Raw genomic sequence first — 4,771 nt, forward strand, 5'->3', positions numbered from 1 at the left:
CTACCAAGCGTGATCCACATGATCACCAACCTCGAGTTCTACCGCCAGGCCACGTGAATAGCGCTCTCAGTCGGCCGCCGGGGTTTCGAAACATCCAGAACCCGATTCTGGTGCGGGTCATAATCGGTGGCGGTCTCAACCCACCAACGCACCACCTAGGCAAAGATGACGATCGTGGAGGTGGGCGTGGCGTTCTCGGCTGAGCAGGAGGACTTGTTGTGGCAGGGGTGGCGTGAGGGCGACTCGGCCAGGCTGATCGCGCGGACGATCGGGTCGAACCTGAACTCGGTCCGGCATTTCTTAGCCAAGACTGGTGGGGTTCGTCCTGCAGCCCGGCGTCGTAGTCACCGGGCCTTGAGCTCCGCTGATCGTGAGGAAATCTCACGAGGGATCGCCGCGGGCCAATCGGGGAGGGCGATCGCGGAGCGGATCGGCCGCTCGTCGTCGGCGGTGTCTCGAGAGATCGCCCGCAATGGTGGGCGCGAAAGCTATAGGGCGGCCGTGGCTGATGCGGCGGCGTGGGATCGGGCGAGGCGGCCGCGATCGTCGCGTCTGGCATCCAGCCCTGCATTGCTCGCGCTGGTACGCGCGAAGTTGGAGGAGGACTGGTCGCCGCAACAGATCGCGGCATGGCTGCGCCAACAGCATCCAGACGACCCGTCACGGTGGGTGTCTCACGAGACGATCTACCGCAGCATCTACGTCTCCGGCCGGCGTGAGCTCGGCCCGCCCGAGGCCAAACGGTTACGGTCCGGACGTTCTGTCCGTCGGCCTCGGGGCAAGCAGAAGTCCCACGGGCGTGGACGGCTGCGGAACATGGTCTCGATCCACCGCCGTCCCGCGAGCGTGGCGGAACGAGTCGAGGCCGGGCACTGGGAAGGCGACCTCGTGATGGGGAGTCGCCCTTCGGCAGTCGCGACGCTGGTGGAACGCAGCACGAGGTTCGTCCGCGTCATACCTCTGCACGATGGCATCAAGGCCGACGCCGTGCGCCAAGCGCTCGTCCAAGACCTCATGCAACTGCCACTTGCTCTGCGGCGATCGCTGACCTGGGACCGCGGCCGCGAGATGGCCGAGCACCAAGAACTCGCCACCGAACTTGGTCTGGACGTCTACTTCTGCGATCCACGCAGCCCATGGCAGCGACCAAGCAACGAGAACACCAACCGCCTGCTGCGCCAGTACCTGCCGAAGCGGACCGACCTACGCGCCTACTCCGTGCGGGAACTGGACGACATCGCCCGCCGGATCAACACCCGACCGCGCCAGGTACTGGGCTGGTCGACGTCGCACGAGAGGTTCTCGTCGCTGCTGCTTGCCGCGCGGAACGATGTCGACGCCGCCGCGAGGCGTGTCACGTAAGACGGTGAGCCATGAAGGCACTTACCCAGTACGGAGGCGAGCACCGATGTTTGCAGAAGCCCTGAATGACGCAGATCAGAAGCGACCTCGTCTAAGCGTTCGGACAGCGTCCCTCACTTTGTCCGGTAGCTGGCGAGGAGCGCGCCCCGTACGAAGGGGTGACACCGTTGATCTGGAGGTCGAGCTGCCAGGTACGCCGCGATGGTCCGACTTGCTCGGTGACTCTAGGAACCAGGGCCATCGAGGCTCCCAGGCAACTGTCCGTGGACACATCGAGGCAGTCGACGGGAATGTTGTCCTCGCACGGGTCGAGAGTGCGCTGCTCCAGATCGAACTGCTCGACACGCCACCGATCGGCGCCGCCGGGACCGAGATCGAGATCGCCGCAGACGACCTCGAGTTCTACCCGACCGGGATCTAGTAGACCCTCGAGTCCGATGCCTCGACCTGATTAGAGTTACGCGGTGCGTTGGTGGGTTGAGACCGCCGTCGGTTCTGAAGCCCCCCTGGATCGTGCTGCTCGTCATGACATCACCTCGGCGGGGATCGCCCAGTCGTACGCGGGCGCGCAGTCGTGCCCGAACCTGCGGCTCGCGGGCTTCTTCACCAGCCGCGCCGACTGCGACGTCACCTGGGACGCCCTGTGGGGCGGCCAGCAGGTGCACGTGCGCGACTACTTCTGAGACGTCGTCCGAGGCATCGCTGGCGCCGGCGACCCGGTCCACGCGAGGTCACCGGTCTCGATGCGCCGGGCGGTGCGCTCGAGCCACCCCAGCTCGGCCTTCCGCAGCGCGAGCGCGTAGCCGCCCTCGATGACGTACAGCTCCGGGAGGCCCGCGTCCGCCGCGCCCGCGACCCCGGCCTCGGTGCCGGCGACCACCTCGCGCACGCCGGCGGCGCGCCGGCGCAGCAGCTCCGCGGCCCCCGCGCGGTCCAGCAGACCGAGGTAGGCGACGGCCTGGGCCATGTGGTCATGGTCAGCGCCGACGTCGGCGATCTGCCGCTCGACGCGCGACCGGAGTTCCTCGGCACCGGCGCGGGTGGTGGCGAACATGGTTCGCCCGGACTCGTCGTCGTCGCGTCGGACCCAGCCCGCGTCGACGAGCGCCGTCAGCACGTTGCGCAGCGAGCCCCGGCCGAGCGCGGTCCCTTGGGCGTCGAGCCGGTCGGCGAGCGTCTGGGACAGGGCGTAGAGGTGCAGCGGCCGCTCAAGGAGGAGGCCGAGGACGGACACGATCACGGAGTTCTTCAGCAGAGATCCGGGCACCCGCACACTCTAGCGTCTATTTAGACGTAAGATGTGGTCTAAATAGACTCTCGAGGGAGACCTTCCATGCGCTTCGGCATCTACCCCGGCGGGCCGCTCGGCACTGACGACGGCACCATTCTCGGCAGCTCCCCGGACGACCCCGGCAAGGCGCTGCACCTGATCGACGCACTGCGCGGCGACGCGGCGTTCCACATCCGCGCCTATGCGAGCTTCACTGACGACCGCGACCCCGGCGACATCTCAACCCAGGCCCCCGGCAACGCGCGTGCCTACACCGCCACCGGGTGCCGGCTCGACCTCGTACTCCAGTACCAGTCGGCCTCCGCCGACGTCGAGGGATACCGACGCTTCGTGCGCACGATGATCGACGCGTACGGCCCGCTGCTCGACACCGTCCAGATCACGGAGGAGGCGAACGTCACCGACAACCCGACGCTTGACGGGTACTACCCGCGGGCGACCGAGGCGCTCGTCGCCGGGGTGCTCGCCGCGCGCGACCTGGTTTGCGAGCGGGGGTTGCGCGTCGCGGTCGGGACCAACACCACGGTGTTGTTCGGCGACCCGGGCTACTACGCGCGACTGGTCTCGACGGGCGGGCAGGAGTTCCGGGATGCCCTGGACTACGTCGGCCTCGACGCGTTCCCGGGCGTCTTCTTCCCGCTGCCGCCGGCCGCCGACCCGGTCGGGGCGTGCGCGTGGCTGCTCGCCGAGCACCGGCGCGTCGCGCTGGCCCCGGCCGGCCTAGACCGCCTGCCGCTGCACATCACCGAGCACGGTTGGCCGACCGGGCCCGAGCGCCCCGAGGAACGCCAGGCCGAGCTGCTGCACGCGATGGTCACCGCCGCGCTCGACCCGGCCGCCGGCGTCGCCTCGTACACGCACTTCTCCCTGCGGGACGCCACGGACGACGGCTCCCTCTTCGGCGGGTTCGGCCTCACCGACGTCGACTACGCACCCAAGCCGGCCTTCACGGCCTATGCCGAGCGCGTCCGCGCACACGTCTGACATCCGAGACCGCCAGATGCGGCGCGTTGGGCACCAGCACCATGGCGGAACAGGCGATGGTCCACGGCAACGAGTGGCGGCGAACGGCGCAGGCTGGACCGCTCGCAGCGCGTCGTCGTCGAGTCGCTGCCTCGCCGCAGAGGTTTCGAAACATCCAGAACCCGATTCTGGCGCGCCTCAGAATCGGTCAGTTTTGAACCGACGGGTCGGCCTGTTGAGATTCCACAAGATTCGGTGTTGCACTCGGGCGCCCGGGAACGATGTAGGGGTGTGAGACAGAGGATGAGTCCGTGACGGCGCCGGCGGACGTGGTGTTCAGCGAGGTCTTCCGGGCGCTGTACCCGGACGTGCTGAGGTTCGTTCAGCGCCGCGCCGATTCGGATGTTGCGGAGGACTTGGTCGCGGAAGTCTTCACCATCGCGTGGAACCGGTGGGCTGACGTGCCGCGCGAGGTGCGCCCGTGGTTGTTCGGCGTCGCTCGCAACGTGCTGGCCGAGGACCGTCGCGCCCACGGCCGGCGGAATCGCCTCGCTCTGCGCATCGGTGCCGAGCGTGAGCTACCGCAGGATGCGATCGACCTCGCGACGACGACGGTGGACCTCCACGTCGCCTGGGCCCGCTTGAGCGATGCCGACCGGGAAGCGCTGGCCCTGGTGGCGTGGGACGGACTCACCGGCCGCGAGGCCGCCCAGGTCCAGGGGTGCACGCGCGCCGCGTTCTCGGTGCGCCTATCCCGGGCGCGCCGCCGCCTCCGGCATCTGCTCGCAAACATCGAACCCGGACCTGACGCCGAGCCGGCTCCATGGCCTGCCCGGCGAGCTCTTCCCGGCGTCGTGGAAGGAACGCAGCCGTGAACCAGATGACCGAAGACCCCACAGTGCGCCGCGTTGCCGACGCCAACCCCGCACTAGGAACGCCGCTCAGCACCGCCGAGGCGACACGGGCCGAGGCCATCCTGGAACGCATCACGACCGCCGTGCCGGCAGCCGCGCGCCCGTCCAGGCCACAACGGCGCTGGTGGGCCCGCATCGCCGCCGCCGGCACAGCCCTGGCTGCGGTCGTCGCCGCCGGCGTGCTCGGGACAGCTCCTGCGTCGGCCGAGTTCGTGCTCCTCGAGGCGGCGGACAATGCCGC

6 protein-coding genes are annotated in these 4,771 nt (G+C 68.9%); 5 read left to right on the forward strand and 1 reads right to left on the reverse strand.

Annotated features, from left to right (window positions below; genetic code table 11):
* Window positions 1-165: 165 nt before the first annotated feature.
* Window positions 166-1,362, forward strand: coding sequence for an IS30 family transposase (locus tag AC1C2W_RS19560; RefSeq protein ID WP_495414057.1), 1,197 nt, complete (start codon window positions 166-168; stop codon window positions 1,360-1,362).
* Window positions 1,363-1,826: 464 nt separating this feature from the next.
* Window positions 1,827-2,045: a hypothetical protein gene (locus tag AC1C2W_RS19565; protein ID WP_495414058.1), complete on the forward strand. Its 219-nt coding sequence runs from the start codon at window positions 1,827-1,829 to the stop codon at window positions 2,043-2,045.
* On the opposite strand, the gene AC1C2W_RS19570 is transcribed toward AC1C2W_RS19565, so the two are convergent.
* Window positions 2,036-2,629 (reverse strand): PadR family transcriptional regulator, encoded by a 594-nt coding sequence (locus tag AC1C2W_RS19570; RefSeq protein WP_495391326.1) that lies wholly within the window; start codon window positions 2,627-2,629, stop codon window positions 2,036-2,038. The genes AC1C2W_RS19565 and AC1C2W_RS19570 overlap by 10 nt on opposite strands.
* A 66-nt stretch (window positions 2,630-2,695) precedes the next feature.
* Here AC1C2W_RS19570 and AC1C2W_RS19575 point away from each other — a divergent pair, with 66 nt between their 5' ends.
* From AC1C2W_RS19575 to AC1C2W_RS19585, 3 genes are all read left to right on the forward strand, one after another.
* Window positions 2,696-3,637 carry a hypothetical protein gene (locus AC1C2W_RS19575; RefSeq protein WP_495391325.1) on the forward strand — a complete coding sequence of 314 codons (942 nt, stop codon included), beginning with the start codon at window positions 2,696-2,698 and terminating at the stop codon, window positions 3,635-3,637.
* Window positions 3,638-3,927: 290 nt separating this feature from the next.
* Entirely contained in the window at window positions 3,928-4,491 is a 564-nt protein-coding gene (locus AC1C2W_RS19580; protein ID WP_495391324.1) for an RNA polymerase sigma factor, read from the forward strand.
* Window positions 4,488-4,771 (forward strand): hypothetical protein (locus tag AC1C2W_RS19585; protein ID WP_495414059.1); only part of this gene is annotated, 284 nt, incomplete at its 3' end. The genes AC1C2W_RS19580 and AC1C2W_RS19585, both read left to right, overlap by 4 nt.

Source organism: Isoptericola sp. Y581 (assembly GCF_059445475.1).